General features: G+C 61.2%; 16 protein-coding genes. 10 read left to right on the top strand and 6 right to left on the bottom strand.

The features are described from left to right. The first annotated feature begins 180 nt into the window (after positions 1–180). The 3 genes from HUU46_00335 (at position 181) to HUU46_00325 (ending at position 2,305) form a co-directional block, all read left to right on the top strand. On the top strand, positions 181–363 hold the full coding sequence (locus HUU46_00335; GenBank protein NUM52067.1) for a hypothetical protein: 183 nt from the start codon (positions 181–183) through the stop codon (positions 361–363). A gap of 128 nt (positions 364–491) precedes the next feature. Next, positions 492–1,643, top strand: a complete 1,152-nt coding sequence (locus HUU46_00330; GenBank protein ID NUM52066.1) for a YncE family protein — start codon at positions 492–494, stop codon at positions 1,641–1,643. A 2-nt stretch (positions 1,644–1,645) separates the two neighbouring features. Then, on the top strand, positions 1,646–2,305 hold the full coding sequence (locus HUU46_00325) for an NAD(P)H-hydrate epimerase (GenBank protein NUM52065.1): 660 nt from the start codon (positions 1,646–1,648) through the stop codon (positions 2,303–2,305). 27 nt (positions 2,306–2,332) lie between these two features. Here the strand turns inward: HUU46_00325 and HUU46_00320 are convergent, their stop codons facing one another. After that, positions 2,333–3,115, bottom strand: coding sequence for a PhzF family phenazine biosynthesis protein (locus tag HUU46_00320; GenBank protein NUM52064.1), 783 nt, complete (start codon positions 3,113–3,115; stop codon positions 2,333–2,335). A 279-nt stretch (positions 3,116–3,394) separates the two neighbouring features. Here HUU46_00320 and HUU46_00315 point away from each other — a divergent pair, with 279 nt between their 5' ends. The 4 genes from HUU46_00315 to HUU46_00300 all read left to right on the top strand — a co-directional run bounded on the left by HUU46_00315 (position 3,395) and on the right by HUU46_00300 (position 13,787). Continuing rightward, positions 3,395–5,197 (top strand): fatty acyl-AMP ligase, encoded by a 1,803-nt coding sequence (locus HUU46_00315; GenBank protein NUM52063.1) that lies wholly within the window; start codon positions 3,395–3,397, stop codon positions 5,195–5,197. A 21-nt stretch (positions 5,198–5,218) separates the two neighbouring features. After that, positions 5,219–11,980, top strand: a complete 6,762-nt coding sequence (locus tag HUU46_00310; GenBank protein ID NUM52062.1) for an SDR family NAD(P)-dependent oxidoreductase — start codon at positions 5,219–5,221, stop codon at positions 11,978–11,980. A 12-nt stretch (positions 11,981–11,992) separates the two neighbouring features. Further along, complete coding sequence (locus HUU46_00305) at positions 11,993–12,889, top strand: alpha/beta fold hydrolase (GenBank protein ID NUM52061.1); 897 nt, start codon at positions 11,993–11,995, stop codon at positions 12,887–12,889. 160 nt (positions 12,890–13,049) lie between these two features. Next, complete coding sequence (locus HUU46_00300) at positions 13,050–13,787, top strand: 4'-phosphopantetheinyl transferase superfamily protein (GenBank protein NUM52060.1); 738 nt, start codon at positions 13,050–13,052, stop codon at positions 13,785–13,787. Positions 13,788–13,860: 73 nt separating this feature from the next. Here HUU46_00300 and HUU46_00295 read toward each other — a convergent pair whose 3' ends face one another. The 4 genes from HUU46_00295 to HUU46_00280 form a co-directional block, all read right to left on the bottom strand. Then, positions 13,861–14,280: a VOC family protein gene (locus HUU46_00295; GenBank protein ID NUM52059.1), complete on the bottom strand. Its 420-nt coding sequence runs from the start codon at positions 14,278–14,280 to the stop codon at positions 13,861–13,863. A gap of 509 nt (positions 14,281–14,789) precedes the next feature. Further along, complete coding sequence (locus tag HUU46_00290; GenBank protein NUM52058.1) at positions 14,790–15,617, bottom strand: HAD hydrolase-like protein; 828 nt, start codon at positions 15,615–15,617, stop codon at positions 14,790–14,792. A 12-nt stretch (positions 15,618–15,629) separates the two neighbouring features. Then, the gene (locus HUU46_00285; protein NUM52057.1) at positions 15,630–16,151 is read right to left on the bottom strand and encodes an adenine phosphoribosyltransferase; all 522 of its coding nucleotides are present in this window, start codon (positions 16,149–16,151) and stop codon (positions 15,630–15,632) included. A 126-nt stretch (positions 16,152–16,277) separates the two neighbouring features. Continuing rightward, positions 16,278–17,108, bottom strand: coding sequence for an RNA polymerase sigma factor RpoD/SigA (locus HUU46_00280; protein NUM52056.1), 831 nt, complete (start codon positions 17,106–17,108; stop codon positions 16,278–16,280). A gap of 224 nt (positions 17,109–17,332) precedes the next feature. Between HUU46_00280 and HUU46_00275 the strand changes: the two genes are divergently transcribed. Further along, a complete protein-coding gene (locus HUU46_00275; GenBank protein NUM52055.1) occupies positions 17,333–18,247 on the top strand; it encodes an alpha/beta hydrolase in 915 nt (304 codons plus the stop codon). Positions 18,248–18,462: 215 nt separating this feature from the next. Further along, positions 18,463–18,990 carry a DUF1559 domain-containing protein gene (locus tag HUU46_00270; GenBank protein NUM52054.1) on the top strand — a complete coding sequence of 176 codons (528 nt, stop codon included), beginning with the start codon at positions 18,463–18,465 and terminating at the stop codon, positions 18,988–18,990. A 112-nt stretch (positions 18,991–19,102) separates the two neighbouring features. On the opposite strand, the gene HUU46_00265 is transcribed toward HUU46_00270, so the two are convergent. Then, on the bottom strand, positions 19,103–19,840 hold the full coding sequence (locus HUU46_00265; GenBank protein NUM52053.1) for a DUF1080 domain-containing protein: 738 nt from the start codon (positions 19,838–19,840) through the stop codon (positions 19,103–19,105). A gap of 116 nt (positions 19,841–19,956) precedes the next feature. On the opposite strand from HUU46_00265, the gene HUU46_00260 reads away from it, so the two are divergent. Further along, positions 19,957–20,454, top strand: a complete 498-nt coding sequence (locus tag HUU46_00260) for a nucleoside deaminase (protein NUM52052.1) — start codon at positions 19,957–19,959, stop codon at positions 20,452–20,454. Positions 20,455–20,586: the final 132 nt, after the last annotated feature.

Raw genomic sequence — 20,586 nt, 5'->3', positions numbered from 1 at the left:
CCGAGCGGGTATTTTGGTCGTATCGTTACAGTGCGGGCGTAGGATACAGGAGTGGGCACGGAAAGTCACGCGCCACGTTCGGCAGGCCCGAAAGTGAGGCGAGTGCGAAAATGTACGGAAACTTGTTCGTCCAACGCGACCGTTGCTCCGCGCTTCCTTTTTTGCTATAGTATCGGTTCTATGGTCAAGCAACCCTCACAGCCCGAGAAGAGCGGGCACGACGCAAACGCGATGCTTCGCGAGCAGGAATTGTGCTGGCTCGCGCTGGAATCCGATGCCTACGACACCATGTCCGATGAGGAATGGGTAAGCCTGTGCGAACGCACCGGGAAAATGGACCCGGTGCCCACCTGCGGCAAGTAGTAGTCCTTCGCGCCCAGTTCGCCAGCGTCTTTCAAACCACCTGAACCAAAGCTGTTTCAGTGGCGGTCAATGCGCTATTATCGCGCATTGGCGACGTGCCATGTCCAAACAGCGCAGGGGAGAGGTGTATGAAGACGGTCCTGTTCGCGGCGTTGGCGTGCCTTACGTGCGCCCACGGTCAGTTGATGATCTCCGGAAACGAAAACAAGGTGGACCTGACCAAGGGCACCCCAAAATTCATTCCCGGCGCGCCGCCCGACTCGATTTCCATTCTCGATTTCGCGTCTTTTCCCCCTTCGGTGCGTCATGTGACCGGGGTCAGCAACAGCGTCATCGGGCCCCCGTCAAATGTCGCCGTCGCGCCGGACGAATCCATAGCGCTGGTCGCGGACTCGATTCAGCAGGACCCTGCCGACACATCGAAATACGTGCCCGCCAGCCGCATCTATGTGCTTGATTTGCAGTCGGATCCGCCGTCTGTCATCCAGGAGATCGAGGGCGGAAAGCAGCCGTCCGGCCTGTCCATTACTCGCGATGGCCGTTTTGCCCTTGTCGCCAATCGTGCGGGAGGAACCGTTTCACTGCTCAGTATCGAGGGCAAAACCGTCACCCTGAGGCAAACCATCGAGTTGTGTAAACCGGAGGACAACGTCGCGGACGTCGCGATTAGTCCTGACGGCAAGTTGGCCCTCGCAAGTGTGTGCAATGGCGGATATCTGGCGATGCTTCACCTCCACGAGGGTATGGTGACCTCGGACAAGCGAAAGCTGTCCACCTGCGGAAAGCCGTACCGCGTCGCTATCACGCCGGACGGCACGCTCGGAGTCACCGCGGGTTCGGGCCAGGGAATCCCGGATACAGACGCGATTACCGTCGTTGACCTGACGCAGGAGCCGCCGCGGACGACCGACTACATCCCGATTGGCGGGGGGCCGGAGTCCCTCGAGGTCAGCCCGGACGGCACGCTGATAGCCGCTGTACTCATTGGCGGCAGCAACCTTCCGAAGGGCGAGCCGTTTCACGAGGACGGCGGTAAGCTGATCATCCTTGCGCGGCGCGGCAAGACATTTGAAGTAGTCCAGATACTCGCCACCGGCCCAATACCCGAAGGTGTCGCGTTCACACAAGACGGCAAACATATCGTTGTCGGCTGCCACCCCGTGCGAAAACTGTGGGTGTACGACGTTGACGGCGAAACAGTCCGCGATTCCAAAGTCCGTATTGACGTCCCTGGTATGCCGTCGTCGCTGCGGACTGCCGAACGCCCGGTCGCAAAATGAATGTGGACGAAAGAGTCGTCCGCTATGTAACCGCGGCGGAAATGCGCGAAATTGATCGCAGGTGCATAGAAGAGATTGGCATTCCCGGTGCAGTGCTGATGAATAACGCGGGCGCCGCGGTGTTCCGCGAGATTGAACGTGGCCCGGTCGGCGTGGTCTGCGGCAAGGGCAACAACGGCGGCGATGGATTCGTGGTCGCGCGGTTTGCGCTCCTGGCCGGCCTCGAAACGCGGGTCGTTCTAATAGCCGATCCCGCGGTGATCGTAGGCGACGCGGCGGCGTACCTGCGCGTTTACCAAAACCTCGGGGGGGCGATTCGCGTCGCGCAAACCGAGGACCAAGCAGCAGACGCCGTTCGCGAACTCTCCGACTGCGCGGTGCTCGTGGACGCGCTGCTTGGCACTGGAACTCAGGGTGAGGTCAGAGGCCCCATCCGCGCCGCCATCGATGCGTGGCCCGGCGTGCGCACGATCGCGGTCGATTTACCCTCCGGCCTAAACGCCGATACGGGCGAGGTCTGTGGCAATTGCATCCGAGCGGACGTAACGGTCACGTTTCAGTTTCAAAAGTGCGGCTTCACCAATCCGAACGCGCGGACTTACCTCGGCAGGGTGGTTGTCGCCGATATCGGCATCCCGGCGGTGTGTGGTCCAGCCGAATAATCTGGGTAGGGCTACGCGCGAGCCAACCTACGCGATCTCAATCTCACCCCGCATATACAGGACTGCGTTTCCCGCAATCGCCACGCGATCATCCCTGTCCTCGCAGAAGAGTTCGCCGCCCCGGCGGGAAACTTGCCGCGCATGAAGCGATCGCTTGCCGAGGCGCTTTGACCAGTACGGTACGAGCGTGCAGTGCGCCGATCCGGTTACGGGGTCTTCGTCGACGCCTTGTGCTGGGGCAAAGAAACGGGAGACGAAATCGCAATCGGTTCCCGGCGCGGTGGCGATGACGGCGAAGCGATCGATCTGTTTCAACCGGGTGAAGTCCGGGTTGAGGGCAAGCACCTCCTCCGCGGACTCGAACACGCAAAGGTAATCGCGCGACGCAGTAACCGATACTGGGTCCTTACCCAGCGCGGGGACGAGTTCGGGGTGAACGGCACACTGTTCCGGCGGCCGGCTGGGGAAATCCATTTCCAGCAACGCGCCTCGTTGAACAACGGTAAGTGGGCCGCTCTGCGATTGAAACGTTACTCTGTCGCCGGAGTAGCCAAGGCACTCGAAAAGCACATACGCTGCTGCGAGCGTGGCGTGTCCACACAAGTCTACTTCGACCGTCGGAGTAAACCATCGAAGCCTGAATGCCTCGCCTTCCTTGACGAAGTAGGCGGTCTCCGCCAGGTTGTTCTCCGCGGCGATGGCCTGCATTTGCTCTGCGGGAAGCCACCGCTCCAGTGGGCAGACCGCCGCCGGGTTTCCGCCGAATACCTGTCCGGTAAATGCGTCTATCTGGTAAATGGGAAGCCGCACGTCACACCTCCAGTCGCTCCAGAATCCCGTCAATTACGGGAACATGCACATCCGGGTTTTGCGTTCCTAAGAGGAACGTGGTAAGCTGTTGTCAACGTATTACGTAACCGCATACGCGGTGCGAGGTTAGGGGTGGCAGGGTCGAAGCGGCGCGCCCACAGGACGTGTGGACGCCGTGCAACCGCCCTCATTGTCGCGTGGTCAAAGTCTGCGTGTGGGGTTTGCCGAGCGCATGTTCCGCACCGGGCGATTCCATATTAGGGTCTGGAGAATTCTGCGATGACGAAATCATCCGCGGTCGCCGCATGGGCCGCGCAGAGTGACGATGTGGAACGGCGCGCGTTGGCGGCCGGCATTCCCATACATGCCAAGACGGTCGACGAGTTTGTCCGAGCGCGCGCTGAGAGCGACCCCTCCTGTATGGCCTACCAATACCTGGACGACGGTGAGACCGAAGGCGCGCGACTGACCTACGAGGAACTCGATATTCGTGCGCGCGCAATCGCCGCGCACTTGCGGAATCATTGTTCTCCCGGCGATCGCGCGTTACTGATTTTTCCGCCGGGGCTCGATTACATCGCGACTTTTCTCGGCTGTCTCTACGCGGGGGTCGTTGCCGTTCCGGTGTATCCACCGGACCCAAGCCGGTTGAATCGCAGTTTGCCGCGCCTCAAAGTGATTGCAAACGATGCGAACACGCACGTCGCGCTAACCACGTCGATGGTGCTGCCGCTCGTCGAAATGATGGCGCAGCAGGATGCGGATTTCGCGAAGTTCGATTGGATCGCCGTGGATACCGTGCAAGATTCCGAAGCCGCGAATTGGCATGGTCCCGTCTCGACCACTGATGCGGTGGCGTTTCTTCAGTACACTTCAGGCTCGACGTCGGACCCGAAGGGCGTCATGGTCACGCACGGAAACTTGCTCTACAACCTGTGGGACATGTCCTACTACTGGCACTCCGAACAACCGGAAGCGAGCCAAGTCACCTGGCTGCCTGCGTACCACGACATGGGTCTGATCTTTGGGTTGTTGCTTCCGATCTACCGCAAGCTGCCCTGCTATGTCATGTCGCCGCTCGATTTCCTTCAGCATCCCGCGCGGTGGCTGCAGGCGATATCGAAATACCGCGCAACGTGGAGCGTGGGGCCCAACTTCGCGTACGACTTGTGCGCGCGAAAGGTCACGCCGGAGCAGAAGGCGTCGCTCGATCTGTCATGCTGGGTGGCGGCCGCGAACGGTTCGGAACCGATCCGCATCGAAACGCTGGAACGGTTCGTCGAGGCTTTCCGGGAATGCGGCGTCTCGTGGAGCATCTTCAAATCCGGCTACGGTCTTGCCGAGGCGACGCTGAAAGTCAGCGGAACGCGGCCGGACCTCGAGACCGATGTGCTGACCGTTTCCTCAGCCGAGTTGATCAAGCACCGTGTCGTAGTCATGGAGCGCGGCGCGCCCGGATCGCGGACGTTGGTTTCCAGCGGCGCGTCGCACCTGCAGACGCGCACGATTATCGTTGATTCGGAGACCGGGATTCAGTGCAAGCCCGGTACCGTCGGCGAAATTTGGGTCAGTGGGCCTACCGTCGCGAAGGGCTACTATAACAACGAACGTGAAACCGAACGCGTGTTCAACGCGCGCCTTTCCGATACGAGTGAAGGACCGTTCCTGCGCACGGGCGATCTTGGCTTCATCCACAATGGCAACGTTTACGTTACCGGCCGAATTAAGGACGTCATTATTGTGGATGGTGCGAACCACTACCCGCAGGACATCGAGGAGACCGTCGAAAAAGCGCACGCGGCGATTCGTCCCGGTTGTGTCATTTCGTTCCCGGTGGACGAAAATGGCGCCGAAAACGTCGTCGTTGTCGCGGAGGCTGGCGGCATTGTGGACGCCGAGGGCGCCGCGCCGGTGTTCGCCGCCGTGCGAAAGGCTGTCGCGCGCGACCACGACTTGCGCGTGCACAAAGTGTGTGTGATAACGCCGCGCTCGATTACCAAGACGAGCAGCGGCAAACTGCAGCGCCAGGCGTGCAAGCGGGGCTTCCTCGACGGCACGCTGGACGTCGTCGCCATCGGGTAAGTGTGCGACAGGAAGATGCGATTGCCGAGTAAGGAAGCTATACAGGCGTGGCTCATCGAGCACGTCGCCGCAGAGTTGGGGGTCGACCGCAGTGCGATCAAACCGTCGGCAGCGTTCGACGATCTCGGGATGGCGTCGCGCGACGCCGTGACGATTTCCGGCGATCTCGAAGATTGGCTCGGCAAGAAGCTGTCGCCGACGCTCCTGTGGGAGTATCCGTCCATTGCGCAACTTGCCGCGCATCTTGCGGGCGAGAATCAGGCGGCTGCTCTTGACGCACCTCCGGCCGTTGGCGTGTCGAATGAACCCGTCGCCATTATCGGCATGGGAATCCGTGCGCCCGGCGCCGCTTCAGTAAACGCGTTCTGGTCCTTGTTGACGAATGGCACAGACGCAATCTCGGAAGTGCCCGCTGACCGCTGGAAGATCGACGACTATTTCGATGCAAACCCCGGCGCGCCGGGGAAAATGTACACGCGCCGCGGCGGGTTCCTCGATCGTGTCGATACGTTCGACGCCGATTTCTTCGGCATATCGCCGCGCGAGGCCGCGCGCATGGACCCGCAGCAGCGCCTGCTCATGGAGACCGCGTGGGAAGCGCTCGAGGACGCGGGCGTGCCACCAACGTCGCTCGCGGGATCGCAAACAGGCGTATTCGTCGGCATCAGTTCGAGTGACTACTCGAGTCTGCAACTCGGCGACGCCAACCGCGTCGATGCGTACGCAGGCACCGGCAACGCGCACAGCCTCGCGCCAAACCGCATTTCCTATTTCCTTGACTTGCGCGGGCCGAGCATCGCCGTCGATACCGCGTGCTCGTCGTCCCTCGTCGCGGTGCATCAAGCCGTGACAAGCCTGCGTAAGGGTGAAAGCTCGCTCGCACTCGCAGGCGGCGTCAACGTGATTCTCTCGCCCGAAGTGAATATGGTGTTTTCGCATGCGCGCATGATGGCGCCGGATGGACTGTGCAAGACGTTCGACGCATCCGCCGACGGTTATGTGCGCGGCGAAGGCTGCGGCGTCGTCGTGCTAAAACGGTTGTCCGAGGCGATTGCCGATGGCGACGCGATCCATGCGGTCATTCGCGGCTCCGCGGTGAATCACGATGGCCGCAGCAATGGAATTACGGCGCCAAACCAACTCGCGCAACAGGACGTTATCCGGCGCGCACTCGCCGATGCGGGCGTCTCGCATCGCGACGTCGGCTATGTCGAGGCGCACGGCACCGGCACATCGCTGGGTGACCCAATCGAGGTGGATGCGCTGAAAGCGGTCCTGCTGCCCGAACGCGCGGCAAACGAGCCTTGCGTGCTTGGCTCGGTCAAAACGAACATTGGACATCTCGAGGCGGCCGCCGGTATTGCCGGTCTAATCAAAACGGCCTTGGTGTTGGAACGTGGTACGATTCCGGCCCACCTCCACCTAAAGCAGATCAACCCCCTTATCGAAATAGAAGGCACGCCCCTGCGCATCGCGACGCAGACGGAGCAGTGGGAAACGTCGAAGCGCAAGCGCGTTGCCGGTGTGAGTTCGTTCGGTTTCGGCGGAGCGAATGCGCACGTCGTTCTCGAAGCGCCGCCTGCAACCGCGCCAAAGCCCGAGTCGCAGGCTGAGCGCCCACTGCACGCACTCGCGCTGTCCGCGCAGACCGACGACGCATTGACGACGCTCGCGGGACGGTATGCGGATGCGATCGATTCGGCGCCTTTGGCCGATTTCTGCTATTCGGCGAATACGGGCCGCGCACACCTCGCAAAACGAGTTGCAATCATTGCAGGTACTACCGGCGAAGCTGTAAACACCTTACGCGAATTCGCCGAGAATGGCTCTGCTAAGTCCGCCGTCGTTGGCGAGGCGAAACCAAATACGGAAACGCGACTCGCGTTCCTCTTCACTGGGCAGGGCGCGCAGTTCCCCCAAATGGGCCGCGGACTCTACGAAGCCAGTCCCGTGTTTCGCCGTGTCATGAACGAGTGCGACGAAGTGTTGCGCCCGAGGCTCGAAGTCCCTCTCTTGAAGGCAATATATCCCGAAGAAGGCTCTGCGACGCCGCTTGACGAAACCGCATACACACAGCCCGCGCTGTTTGCGATTGAATACGCGCTCGCGGGACTGTGGAAGTCGTGGGGCATCACGCCCTCGATCGTGATGGGGCACAGCGTCGGCGAATACGTCGCGGCGTGCGTAGCAGGCGTGTTCTCGTTCGAGGATGGCCTCAACCTTATCGCCGAGCGGGCCCGTCTCATGGGGTCGATGCCACCCGGCGGCACGATGGCCGCGGTCCTCACCGATCGCGATACAGTCGCGGCGGGACTTGTCTCGCGCACTGGCGTAGTCGCGATCGCGGGCATCAACGGCCCCGCAAATACAGTTGTCTCCGGTCCGGAACAAGAAGTGGATGCGCTGCTTGCCGAATTCAAAGAGCGCGGCGTGAAATCGATCAAACTGAACGTCTCGCACGCGTTTCATTCTCCACTTATGGACCCGATGTTGGACGCGTTCGAGCAATTCGCTTCCACGATCGCGTTCAAATCGCCGCAGATACCTGTCGTCTCGAATCTCTACGGCGGCGTGCCGGACGACGCGAACGCATTCACTGCGAACTATTGGCGCAATCACCTGCGCGAAGCCGTGCAGTTCCTGGACGGCATAAAGTCAATTACAGGACTCGGATTCAACACGTTTCTCGAAGTGGGCCCGCAGGCCACGTTGTCCGGCATGGGCGCCCGCTGCGTGGCGAAGGATGCCGCGGTTTGGCTTCCGTCGCTTGCGAAGGGACAAGACGACTGGCAAGTCATCCTGCGTTCGCTGCAGTCGCTGTATGTCGCCGGGGCGAAGATCGATTGGAAAGGATTCGACGCACCGTACGTGCGTTCGCGCATTTCACTGCCGACCTATCCGTTCGCGAAGCAGCGCCACTGGCTCGATAATTCGGCGACGACACGCAAAGCGCCCGCGCCAACGGCGGCTTCTGCGCAAACAGTCAGTGCGAGTCGCGTAAGCGATTGGCTGTATCAGGTCAAGTGGATTCAGAAGAACAACGCCACCCAGCCCGGCGCAATGCCCTCGCGTTGGTTGATTCTTGCCGATAAGTCCGGAGCGGGGGACGCGTTGGCGCAACGCGTGCGTGCGCGCGGTGGGTCCGCGATTATTGTGCGGGCAGCGGACTCCTATGAGGCCGCCGCCGCGGACGACATTTCCCTCGATCCAATGAATGGCGCCGATTTTGATCGGCTTTGGAACGAAATTGGCCGTACATGCGATCGCATCGTTCACCTCTGGTCGCTCGATGCGCCCAATATTGACGACGCAACGCTGCAATCGTTGCACCATGCGCATGCGCTTGGGTGCGGCGCAATGCTCCACCTCGTCCAATCGATTTCCGAGTCCGGAGAGCGTGATGGGCATTTCGCGAGCCGTTCGCAACGTCTGCTCTGGTGCGTCACGCGCGGCGCGCAAAGCATCGAGGCGTTGAACGGCGGTGTCGCGGCGGCGCAAGCCCCGTTGTGGGGATTCGGCCGCAGTGTCGCGCTCGAACACGCGCGCCTGTGGGGCGGACTCGTCGATCTCGACCCGCATGCCGGCGATTCGTCCGCCGATTTGCTATTGCGCGAGCTTGACGCACCCGATGGCGAGGACCAGATCGGTTTCCGCTCGGGCCGGCGATTTGCCGCCCGGCTCGCGAAGAATAATGGCACAACGGGTAATGGGAAGGGCGCTGCGATTCAATGCCGGCCCGATGCGACCTACGTCGTTACCGGTGGTCTTGGCGGCCTCGGCCTGCACGTCGCAAAGTGGCTGGGCGGGCGCGGCGCGAAGCACGTCGTGCTGTTTGGCCGTACGCCATTGCCTCCGCGCGAAGAATGGAACACGGTATCGGACACCGCGATACGCGAGCGGATCGACACCGTCGTGGCCCTCGAGGCTGACGGTGTGGAGGTGCGCTGCGCGTCCGTCGATGTGACGGACGAAATGCAGGTCCGCGATTTCCTCGCCGCGTATGATCGGAGCGGCCTCCCGCCGATTCGCGGAGTCGTGCACGCGGCGGGCGTGATTGACGATCATGCCGTCACCAATCTGAGCATGGATTCGCTCACGGCCGTGATGCGGCCCAAGGTGGACGGCACGATGCTGCTGCATCGCCACTTCGACGCCAACGGAAACGGCGCGGCGAACCGGCTCGATTTCTTCGTGCTGTTCTCGTCGGTCGCCGCCGTCATGGGCGCGCCCGGCCAGGCAAACTACGCGGCGGGCAACGCTTTCATGGATGCGTTGGCGCACCATCGCCGGGCCCACGGTCAGCCGGCCCTGTGCATCAATTGGGGCCCGTGGGCCGAAACGGGCATGGCCGCGCGCACACAATTGGTCCACCGCTGGGCCGCGCAAGGCATTGACAGCCTGCAGCCTAGCGAAGGCATCGCCGTGCTCGATTCGCTTATGTCCAGCGGGGAGTCGCACATCGGCGTGTTGCACGCCGACTGGGACCGGATTGGAAACCGCATTCCAATGTTTGCGGAATCGCCGATGTTCTCCGAACTGATAAACGGTCACGCGAAATCGCCCGCTGCCGCGGCGCCGAAGGCGCCGGCAAAACCCGCGGCAAATGACGTCGAAGCGATCGAGGCGTATCTTCGTCGCCAGGTCGCGCAGGTGCTCAGTCGGAACGAAGACTCTATCGCGATCGACCGCAACTTCGGCGAGTTGGGCGTGGACTCGATCATGATGATGGAAATCGTGAACAGCATCGAACGCGATCTCGGCGTGCGCCTGTTCCCGAAGGAGCTCTTCGATCGGCCAACAATCGCCGATCTCGCGCCTTACCTCGTTCACGAAGTCGCGCAGCTTGATCACCGTGCCGACGCGCAGCCCGCGCAGACTACGGCGCGGTCCACAGCGGCGCGGTTGCGTCCGCGCCTGCGGCGCATTGGCCCGGCAGTCAAGAACAAGCCGGCGGTGTTTCTCCTGTCCGCGCCGCGTTCGGGCTCGACACTGCTTCGCGTCATGCTCGCCGGGCACCCGCAATTGTTCAGCCCGCCGGAGTTTCACCTGCTCCAGTACAACACGATGCGCGAATGGCATAACGGCCTTGGCACCTCGTTCCTTGGGGAAGGCCTGCCGCGCGCTTGGATGGAGCTGCGCGGATTCACCGCCGAACAGGCTAAGGCGCACGTCGACGAGTACGTTAGAAACGATGTGCCCGTCGAGAAGGTCTACGCCGACATGCAGGAACTCGTCGCGCCCAGGCTGCTCGTGGATAAATCGCCCTCGTACGGCGAGGGCGCCGACATTCTCGATCACGCCGAACGCATCTTCGACGGCGCGAAATACATCCATCTCGTGCGCCATCCGTATTCGGTGATCGAGTCCTTCATCCGCAACCGCTTCGATCGCCTCATGATGGACGGTGAGGCCGACCCCATGGCCGCGGGAGAGGACGTGTGGACCGCCCATAACGCAAACATCTCCGACTTCCTGGAGAATATCGATTCCGATCGCAAATACGTTGTGAAGTACGAGGACATCGTCGCGAAGCCCGAGGAATCGATGAAGGCGATGTGCGCGTTTCTCGGCATTCCCTTTGATCCGGCGGTGCTTACGCCCTACGAAGGCGACCGCATGACTGATGGCGTCCACGCGACGTCCATGCACATCGGCGATCCGAACTTTAAGAAACACGATGGCATTGACGCATCGCTGGGCGACGTATGGAAACGCACGCGGCTGCCGCGCAAACTCGGCGGGTTCGCGCGCCGCGTCGCCGCGGAACTCGAGTACCCGCTGCCCGTCGAAGTGCCCGGTTCCGTGAATGCCGAGGTCGGTCTGTCAGCGACGGTGCCGCACGTCGTTGCGATTCAGCCCAAGGGCGACCGCCCTCCGTTCTTCTGTTGCGCGCCGGCAGGCGGCATGACGTTCATGTACTTCCACCTGCCGCGCTACATGGGCGAAAACCAGCCCATCTACGGCTTGCAGGACCCCGCGCTCAACCCCGCGATCGATCCGCTGCCCACGATGGAGTTGCTCTGCGCCGAACAGGTAAAGGCGATCCGCAGCATCCAGCCCAGTGGCCCGTACTACATCGGCGGCTGGTCATTCGGTGGCGCCGTCGCATTCGAGACGGCGCAGCAGCTCATCGCCGCAGGCGAAGACGTGGCCTTCCTCGGCATCATCGACACCGAGGCGCGCATCGAGAAGCATCGCGCGCGCACCGCGGGCGAATGGCTGAGATACCTGTGGGGCCAGTTGAAAATGTCGGTGAAAGTCGTGGGCCACTGGCCGCCCTACGCGCGCGATTTCATCTACATCATCCTTCCGTCAAAACTGAAGAACCGGAAAAAATCCGCCGACGAGCCGTCGTTGTGGGAATACTTCTCGTTCGCGTTCGCGGATGTCATTCGCCACACGCTCGTGAAAAAGGCGGACATGGCGCAGATTGCCACGCGCAACAATCGCGTGCTATTGATAAAGCAACCGAAGACGCGGCGGACCGTCCGCGTGCTGAAGGCCAATTTGAAGGCTTTGCTTGCGTACAAGCTGCAGCCCTATCGTGGCCGCATCACGCTCCTGCGCGCCGAAGACCAGTCCATCATGCACAAGTTGCACGAAGACTGGACGCTTGGCTGGGGCGACCTGGCCGAAGGCGGAATCGATATTGTCGAAGTTCCGGGCAACCATGCCGTGCTGATGAACCCGCCATATGTCGAGCACGTTGCGAAAGTGCTGCGCGAAGGAATGGACAAAGCGATCGCGGAGCGCGGCGGCCCCGCGCCGGACGAAGAAGCGTAGACCCGCCTCCGCATGGTCCCGCATCTGTTTGCTCTGCACCCCACCGGTTCAAAGCGCCCGTTCTACCTGTGCGCGCCCGCCAGCGGCGTCGTCTTCCCCTGCTACCATGTGCTCGAGTATTGGGACGAAGACCGGCCGTTTTACGCGATCCAAGACCCCAGCCTGAACCCGGAAACGCCCGTGTTTCGCACGGTCGAAGACCTTGCGCGCGCCGATGTTGCCGCACTGAAGGCGCACCAGCCCGCAGGTCCGTACATTATCGGCGGCTGGTCCTTCGGTGCGATGGTTGCGCTCGAGATGGCACATCAACTCGAGAAGACCGGCGATAGAGTCGAACTCATCGTGCTCGATATGCGCGTGAATGGGCCGGGCCGCGAATCGCCGATCGCAAACCTGACGCCGATCCAGCGGCTCTACGTAATACCGAAAATAATCATCGCCGTGTTCAGCCACACCGGCCCGTACTTCCGCGACGGGTTCTACGTCATGTTTGGCGACCGCATTAAGCACGGCTCCGTGCTCGCGCCGTTTATGCGCGTATGTATGCGTCTGCTCGGGCGTGCGCCAATCGCCGACGTGATTGAGCGTCGCCCGCACCTCGACTTGCAGCCGCCGGGCCTCTTCCGCAGCCTGCGCGTGCTCGTCGCAAACATGACCGTTCTCCGGAAGTACAAACCACAACCCATTCACGCCCACGGCGCGCTCATCAAAGCCAGTGACAGCGCCTCGCTCGGACTGCACGATCCTGACCCCGCAATGGGCTGGGGCGGCGTCGCGCTCGAGGGCCTCAAAGTCTACGACACCCCCGGCAACCACGTTACGCTGATGTTGCAACCCGCGATCGAAGTCGTGGGGGAGAGCCTGCGCGACGCTATCGAGCTTGCCGAAGCGCGCCTCGCAGGCGGTTAGCGCGATTTTCGATTGACAACGCCGAAAGGCCGGATTCCTCTATCGGGACAATGTGGTGCGCGGCGAAAGGGGGTGACAGGACCAGCGCCGACGTTTTGGCTCCCAGCAAAGCTGGCGTTTGACACTCGCATTTTCGCGCGCGATGCGGTAGCTTCATTCCATGTGGAAGTCGCCACCAGCCGATCCCCAGCTCGAATCGGATGACGTGCACGTGTGGAAAGCATCGTCTGATGCGTCACACAGCGCGATTACCCGTTTCATTAATTCGCTCGCGCCCGACGAACGCGACCGCGCCGCGCGTTTCCATTTCGAGCGGGGCCGCGACAACTACGTCGCCGCGCGCGGTGTCCTGAGAGAACTGCTCGGCATGTACCTGAACATCCCGCCGGCCGGCGTCCAGCTCACATACACATCGCATGGCAAGCCGGACCTCGCAGCGGCGCACGGAAGCGATTTGCGCTTCAACCTCGCGCACTCCGGCGACATCGTACTGATCGCGTTTGCGCGCGCCGCGCGCATCGGCATCGACGTCGAGCGGTGCCGCCCCGACTTCGACGGCCAGCGCATCGCGGACCGGTTTTTCACGGAATCCGAATCGGCGCTCCTTCGCGCCGTGCGCGACGCCGATCGCGTCCGCGCATTTACTCAACAATGGACGCGGAAAGAGTCGTTCATCAAGGCGCATGGCGAAGGGTTGTCCTATCCGCTGAACGCGTTTTCGATCGCGGAAGACGATAACGACAGGCTCCGCGTCCTTGTGCATGCGAGACCGGGCGAAACGGACGCGTGGTGTGTCCGCGACCTCGACGTCGGCGATGACTACGCCGCGGCGATCACCGTCGAGTTGGCGTCACCAGTACTTTCCACATTCGATTGGTGTACCACGAACCAACCGTGAATAGAGCCGCTACACTGGGTGGGGCGAGGCTCCGACCAAGCCGCCACAAACGTGTTGCTTTTTCCCCATTTTGCTATTCGCTACAGCGCTCTTTCTCCGGCCAGTCCCACGTCGATCGCGTAGCGACCTCCAGAATGTTCCCTGCCGGATCGCGGAAATACAGCGAATGGCCGCCGCTCGGCCAGTCTATCTCCGAATCGATGGGCACACCGCACGACGTCAGGTAATCCCGCCACGCGTTCACTTCGTCGTCGCCAATCTCAAACGCGGCATGCCCCGGCCCCCGGCACCCATGCCCACCAAGCGGCTGCGTCGGGTCGCTCGTCCCCTCCGGATCGAACAACAAAAACATCGTTGTCCCGCATCGGAAGAAGACGTGCCGCCCTTCCTGCTTCGCGTAGAAGTCCAACCCCATCACGTCGCGGTAAAACCGCTCGGCCGCGTCGAGATCGTTGACGTAAAGGCAGGTTTCGAGGATGCGCGTGGCTTTCATTTTCTTCAAGTGCAAGTCATTCCTTCACGGGCAAGCGAAGCCTTTCAAATAGTGTCACATCAAGTTGCCTGATGTTATCTCCCCTAAACTTGCCTTCTCGCGTGGTCACCGAGACCTCTTCTCGAACGACAGTATATGCGCTCAGGCGCCCGTGAGTGTCGAACAAGAGTTGCGCGCACCCGAAATGCGACGGAATTTCCGTCATGTTGGAAATGGTCAAGAAGCCTGGGCTCGGGCGCGTATCACCAATGGCGCCTCTGCGGTAATATACGATGCGGTTGCTGCCCAGTCCGCACACTTGATCCGGCGCCCTATCAAAGATTTCGGCGATCCTCGCCTCGGTCATGCCGATTTCAAGTAGGTGATATCGCTTATAGAACTGTCGCGGGCGCCACCTGGCTATCTGTATACATGCTAACGGCGGTAAGACGAGGACCGCACCCAGAATTCCCGCCGAGATTAAATCACGCCGTCCGTAAACGCCTGTAGTTCTTGCTGGCATCGACGATTTACCCCGGGAACAAATACTCCAACAACGCCTCATTCTCGCCGAAGTCGGGTATGAGAATATCCGCCCCGGCCTTCGTTAGTCGCTCGCGCTTCTCCTCGCTCCAGCCGTGGCCACGCAATTCGTCCGAACACACACCCACCGAAACGCAGCCGTGCTCGTGCGCGAGGCGGATTTCGACCGGCCCGTCGCCGACGACGAGTACCTCCGTTCCGTGTAGATCGTGGTTGGCGATGATCTGTTTGATGATCATCTCCTTGTTGCTTTCGGCGTAGGTGCGCAGTGCGCCCCAGATTTCCGCGAAGTACGGCGCCACCCCGACAAGCGACGACTCATTGCGCACGTCGTCGCGATCGGTGCCGCTAAAGATGTACATCTGCAACCCGCGCGATGCGAGCGCCTTCACGAATTCGATCGATCCGCGCACCGTGACCTGTTCGAGCGGCAGCGTGCCCGCGCGCAACTGCTCGATGCGTTCGCGCACGCGCACCATCAATCGCTCGTTGTAGATGGCCTTGTACCCGTGCGCGTCGAGAATCTTGTCCTCCGGCACCAGACCGTACTCGCGCACCATTTTCACGAGGTGTTCCATCTGGAGGATGGTATTGATCCCCGTCGATTCGTCGATATAGTCCGCGCATGCTTTCTCGATTTCCGGAGTGGGCGTCGCGTCTCCGCAAATCATCTCCACCATGAGCGGCCCCATGACCTGTTGCCATCCCTCACGCAACAGGCTGACAGTGCCGTCAAAATCGAACAGCGCGTACTTGAACCGGCCGCGCTCCGTATCGCGAATAATCTGAATGTCCTTACTTACCAACGACTGCATTGATTCCTCTTTCTAGTCCACCATGAATTCCACCAGCGAATGCACCGGATGCGGTTCCAGCTTCAGGCGCCCCTTGAGCGGCGGCAGCTCCACCACAAACGCTATCTCGACAATCTCCGCGCCGAGGTCTTCGACCATGTTTGCGATGGCGCGCATGGTGCCGCCGGTCGCCAACAAATCGTCCACCAACACCGCTCGGTCGCCCTTCTTCAGCGCATCGCGATGAATCTCGAGTGTCGCCGTGCCGTATTCCAGTGCGTATTCTTCCTCGATGGTGTCCGCGGGCAGCTTGCCCTTCTTGCGCGCAAGCACAAGCGGGAGCCCCATCGCGTACGCCAGCGCGCCGCCGAACACAAACCCCCGCGCATCCGCGCCGACGATCGCCGAGAGGTTCTTGTTCGCGTATCGCGCCTTCCACCCGTCGATAATGAACCGGAACGCCGCGGGATGCAGCAGCAGCGTTGTGATGTCTTTGAACTGAATGCCCGGCACCGGAAAGTCCGGCACATTCCGAATCAGCGAAGCAAGATCCATTTCGAACGACTTCCCTTTCTCAAGTAGATCCGAAGGAACTTCTGTATTGAGCCAATTTCTTCTCATTCGTATTCAGTCCCCCTTTGAAGGGGGATTTAGGGGGATGTCGGTCCCGCGCGAAATCATCTACGGACTAAAATCGTCCTGCCGTTCCGCGACAAACTTCCGCAGCCGCTTCATTACATCGTTCTCAATCTGCCGGATGCGCTCGCGCGTGAGATTGAAATAGCGCCCCGTCTGCTCCAACGTGTGCGCGTGCCCATCCACAAGACCATAGCGGTACTTCACGATATTCTGCTCGCGCGGCGAGAGCTGCTTCATGATCTCGTCGAGTTGCTGATCGAGTTCGATCTGCGCGATCGCCTCGTCGATTCGCCGCGGTTCGATGCTCTCCGGTATCCCACGCCCTTCGTCGTCACTCGTCGATTCCATGTTGTCCAGCGGGGAGACGTCTTCGACGAACGCCTGCAGCTTGAGCGCCTCGGCCTTCTTGATTCCCATCGCCTCGGCCACTTCTTCCGGTTCGGGGCGTTTGCCGGATTTGATGTACAGTTCTTCGGCTGTCTTCTTGTAGCGCGACACGTTGTCGGTCACGTACACCGGAATGCGCACCGTGCGCCCGTAGTTTGAGAGCGCGCGCGTGATTGCCTGCCGAATCCACCACGTCGCATACGTCGAGAACTTGCATCCGCGCGTCGGGTCGTACCGATCGACCGCCTTCATCAGGCCGATGTTGCCCTCCTCGATCAAGTCCTGCAACGGCAAGCCGAAGTACAAATACTTTTTCGCGATGCTCACGACAAGCCGCAGGTTCGATACGATAAGCTTGCGGCGCGCTTCGCCGTCGTGCTTCTGCGCGAGTTGGGCGAGGCGGATTTCTTCCGCGGACGATAACAGCGGTATGCGCGAGATTTCGGCGAGGTACGTGCTCAGCCCGCTCTCACGAAGGTCCGACATCCGCTCTCCTAGGGTTCCCGTAACTGCGGCGCCACACGCACCAAATTCCCGCGCGCGCCTTGCAGATGCGCCGGCCCCGAAACGGCTGCCGCACAGTTCCGTTTGCGCCGCATTCTAGCCGCCTTCGCCGGAATCGTTCAAGGATTGGCCCTTTTGCGGGGCGGGACGAAACGGATATCATGCCCGCTCGATTGGACTGCATCAGCTCTATGGAGGTTTTTCCAATGCGCGTACTTACGGCCCTTGTTTGTTGCTTCGCGGCGATCGCGATCGCGTCCGCGGAACCGCCCGCGGACATCTTCGATCAGGTACAGCACGGCTACGCCGACAACAACGGGGTGAAGATTCACTACGCCGCGCTCGGCGAAGGCCCTGTTGTCGTCATGGTCCACGGCTTCCCCGACTTCTGGTATTCGTGGCGACACCAGATGGCCGCGCTCTCGGGCCAGTTCAAATGCGTCGCGATGGACCTCCGCGGATACAACTTGAGCGACAATCCATCGGGCGACGAGAACTACGCCGTTCCGCACCTGCTCGGCGACGTCGCGGCGGTGATTAAAGCGCAAGGTGTGGAAAAAGCGATCGTTGTCGGGCACGACTGGGGCGGCGCCATCGCGTGGCAGTTCGCCATGCACATGCCGAATATGGTCGAGCGCCTCGTCATCTGCAATCTGCCCCACCCCCGCGGCTTCACCCGCGAACTCGCCACCAACCCCGAACAACAGAAAAACAGCGCCTATGCCCGCGGCTTCCAGCAGCCCGGCGCCGAACAAACCATCGATGCCGAAAGCCTTGCCGGCTTCGTCGCCAAAGGCGACCCCGAAATCGCCGCGCGCTACATCGATGCGTTCAAGAAATCCGACTTTTCCGCCATGCTCGCGTACTACCGCGTCAACTACCCGCACGAACCCTACACGCAGGACGAGTCCCCGGTCGTTAGAATCAACGTCCCTGTCCTCATGTTCCACGGCCTCAAAGACAAGGCCCTCGGCTACAAGGCCCTCAACGACACTTGGGAATGGCTCGGCAGCGACCTCACCCTCGTCACCGTCCCTAACGCCGACCACTGGGTCCACCACGACGCCCCGGACTTGGTTTCGAGGACCCTCAAATTCTGGCTGACGCGCGACACAAACTAATTGCAGAACCCGATATGAAAGTTCGCCTTTGCGGAGTGCGGTGGCGGGCAGTTCTCCGAGGCGAACCGACTTGGCTGACTGACGCGGCGGCACGCCTCAGTGCATTAACGACAACGTAGGATGACCATTGAAGCGCTACAGTGGGCGTGATATGCTTTCCCGCAGTGCCTTTCGAGTGGGTTACACTGCTGCCACAACGAGCGAGGTGAAGTGCCATGTCCGAGCCGCCGCCAATCCCTCATTTCCAGCCGCCGCGCGTGAAGAGTTCCAGTTCAACGCCGGGTTTGCTCATCGCGGTGGCCATCGTAGTGCCGCTGCTCATCCCAATCCTCGCGGCAATCTTGCTGCCAGCCCTCGCCCGCGCCCGTGAAGCCGCCCGCCGCGCATCGTGCCAAAACAACCTCAAACAAATCGGAATCTCGTGCAAGATGTTCGCGGGCGACCATAACAACCAACTGCCGCAAAACCTTAGCGAACTCTACCCCAAATACCTCTCGAATCCGTCGGTCTTTGTATGCCCGTCGTCTACCGACGTCGTCGGCGATCTAAACTCTATCGATTCGTGGACGTCGTACGAGATCGTGATAACTGGCGCTGACGAGGGAAACAAAGACGTCATTGTTATTCAAGAGAAACACGAGGATGCACATATCCCTCGTGGCATGAATTGTCTCTTCGCCGATGGTCATGTGGAATTCCGGCGTTCCGGAGCCATCACTCCGGCGGCTGAGCGTGGGCCTTAACCATCCTCGTTCACAAGCTCCGACTCGGGAACGCGCTCTTGAAAAGCTCCGCTTTGGATCGGACCCAATTGACCCAATTTAGTCGTGCACACGCACCCAACAATTCGAACCATCACACCGCCGGCCGTACCATCACATTCCGATACCACACCTCGCCGCCGTGGTCCTGTAGCGCGACGTTTCCCACCAACGGCAGATCGTTGTAGGCTATCGGAAACTTCCCCAGCGGCGTCGTCATCTTGCTCAAGTCCGTATCGATGATCGTCCAGCCGTTCATTACGACGACAACCTTCTTCCCCTTCACCGAAATATCAAACGAATTCCACTCGCCCGCGGGTCGCGACATGTTGAACATGGGCGTGACCACATCGTAAATCGCGCCGCAACTGTTCTTCGTCGGGCGCTTTCCGAAGTCGTCCAACACTTGCACCTCGAACCCGCGGTTCACGGGATCGTTCGGCTGCGTACGCAGGAACACGCCACTGTTTGCCCGCCGCGCAACCTTATACTCGAGATGCAGGTCGAAATCGCCAAACGTCTCGCCCGTATACGTCACATACCGCAACGGATACACCGTCCGCCCGAAAATGTGCAGCACACCATCCTGCACCTTAAAAATGTCCATGTCGTCGCCCACGTTTTTCCACAGCGCCGCATGCTCCTCGTCCAGCAGATCGATCCAACCCGTGCCCTCGGGCCGCGATGTGGGCGTCCCCGCCGGAACGGGTTCGCGGTCAAACAGGCCGACAAGATATGGGCGGGACACACATCCCAACGCGAATGCGCATCCTGTAAGGAGGACTACACGCAATGCGACTCGTGTACGCGTCATGCGAGGAACATTGTTCATGGTGGGAACTCCCTAAGCTCCGAAGAGCATGGCCGACTACACCGGCGCATCGCAATCATCGCTCTTCCGCACAATCCAGTTTGACTTGGCCGGGCGCGCTTCGCACAATCCCCCGCATGCTGGACGACAACTCACGGTACATGCAATACGCCATTCGCGAGGCGATGCGCGCGGAGGAAGAGGGCGAGGTGCCCATCGGCTGCGTGATCATTCACAACGGCGAGATCATCGGCAAGGCGCACAACCAACGCGAGCGGTTGCAGGACCCCACCGCGCACGCCGAGGTCCTCGCGATAACCCAGGCCGCGAACCACCTCGGCAGTTGGCGGCTCGAAGACACCAAACTCTTCGTCACGCTCGAGCCCTGCCCGATGTGCGCCGGCGCGATTATCCTCGCGCGCGTCGCGGAAGTATATTTCGGCGCGTACGACCCGAAGGCCGGCGCGTGCGGCACGCTCATGAACTTGCTCGCAGACCGTCGCTTCAACCACCAGCCTATAGTCGCGCCCGGCCTCTGCGCCGACGAATGCGGCGCGCTGCTCACCAACTTCTTCCGCCGCATCCGCGGGCAAGCGCCGCTGGGCATCGACGATCAGAACGGGCGAAACAACTGAAACGCGGTACGAACGGGTGGGGCGAGGCTCTGTCCGAGCCGCCTATGCACTCAGTCTGATCGGCTCGGACGGAGCCTCGCCCCACCCGAAATGCCCCGTCGGCAATCTCAAGTCGGGCGTGTCGCAGGTGGC

The organism is Candidatus Hydrogenedentota bacterium, from assembly GCA_013359265.1.
Classification (GTDB): domain Bacteria; phylum Hydrogenedentota; class Hydrogenedentia; order Hydrogenedentales; family SLHB01; genus JABWCD01.
The sequence above is the reverse complement of the archived record's forward strand: the minus strand, read 5'-3'. Positions and strand labels throughout refer to the sequence as shown.